Annotated in this window: 2 protein-coding genes; one reads left to right on the plus strand and one right to left on the minus strand. The window is 63.8% G+C overall.

Translation table 11 applies throughout. The features are described from left to right. Nucleotides 1-348: pirin family protein (locus tag DBR22_RS21645; RefSeq protein WP_146187615.1), on the minus strand; the 348-nt coding region annotated here is incomplete at its 3' end. A 223-nt stretch (nt 349-571) separates the two neighbouring features. Between DBR22_RS21645 and DBR22_RS21650 the strand changes: the two genes are divergently transcribed. Next, on the plus strand, nt 572-1,380 hold an 809-nt coding region (locus DBR22_RS21650; RefSeq protein ID WP_108600681.1), incomplete at its 3' end, for an ABC transporter ATP-binding protein.

A 1,380-nucleotide genomic window follows, 5' to 3' on the forward strand; every position in this document is an offset into this window, starting at 1 on the left:
CCCCGCGGTCATGATGTTGAGCTCACCGGGACGGACCACGACATCGCTGCCGACGCTGTCCCGGTGCCGGATGTTCCCGGCCAGCGGCCACGTGACCGTCTGCAGCCCGATGTGCGGATGGGGAAGGACAGACATGGCTGTCCTGTCCGGACCGAAGCTGTCCAGGAAACACCAGGCGCCGATGGTTGGCAGGCCGCGCTGGGGAAGGGTTCTCCGGACGTTCATTGCCCGGACGCCTCCCAGCGGAACCTCACGTTCGGGCCACAGCACCACGCATGGCCCCGAGATCCCCTCAGGGCCGGCGGGCGGGCAAATATCCTCTTGGGGAGCGGCTTCCAGGTTGGTCACAGTCCAACTCTAGGCCCAGGCAGGTGGCCGGGTAAGGGCAAGTGACTGCTTCCCATCCGCGCGGGCCCCGGCTCCGAATGATTACAGTAGGGATTCTCTTGCCCGGATTGCCTTCAGTACTGGTTACGCTGGGAACGGATTGCGTTACCGTAAATATCAGTGTGCTGATGACCAGCTTTCTCCACTGTCCGATGCCATCCAACAGAACGGGAAAGTCCGCAGAATGGACCAAGCCATGATTGAGTTCCAGAGCGTCACCAAGCAGTATCAGGGCGGGAATCCGGCCGTGGACCAGCTCACCATGTCCATCGACAAAGGTTCCATCACCGTCTTCGTGGGTCCTTCCGGCTGCGGAAAGACCACCTCGCTGCGGATGATCAACCGGATGGTGGAACCAACCTCCGGTGTAATCACCGTGGATGGGCGGGACGTGACCAGCGTCCCGGCTGCCGAACTGCGGCGTTCCATGGGATACGTGATGCAGTCCTCCGGCCTGATGCCCCACCGCTCCGTGCTGGACAACATCGCCACCGTGCCGCGCCTCAACGGCGTTTCCAAGACTGAAGCCCGCAAGCGTGCCGAAGAACTGCTCGACGTCGTCGGGCTGGCGTCCGCGCTCGGCAAGCGGTACCCGTCCCAACTCTCCGGCGGTCAGCAGCAGCGCGTCGGCGTAGCCCGGGCGCTCGCCGCCGATCCGCCTGTCCTTCTGATGGATGAGCCGTTCAGCGCCGTGGATCCGGTAGTGCGCGACGAACTGCAGCAGGAGCTGCTGAGGCTGCAGAAGGACCTTGCCAAAACCATTGTTTTCGTCACCCACGATATTGATGAAGCCACCGTCCTGGGGGACAAGGTGGCTGTTTTTGCCGTGGGCGGCAAACTGGCCCAGTACGCCACTCCCGAGGAAATCCTGCGTGCTCCTGCCAACGACTTTGTGGCGTCGTTCGTCGGACGGGACCGGGGGTTCCGCCACCTGGGGTTCACGGCGTCCGACGGCGTGGCGATCCACCCGGTGCCCACGCTCGTCCTTGACGG

Source organism: Arthrobacter sp. HMWF013 (genome assembly GCF_003061105.1).
Classification (GTDB): domain Bacteria; phylum Actinomycetota; class Actinomycetes; order Actinomycetales; family Micrococcaceae; genus Arthrobacter.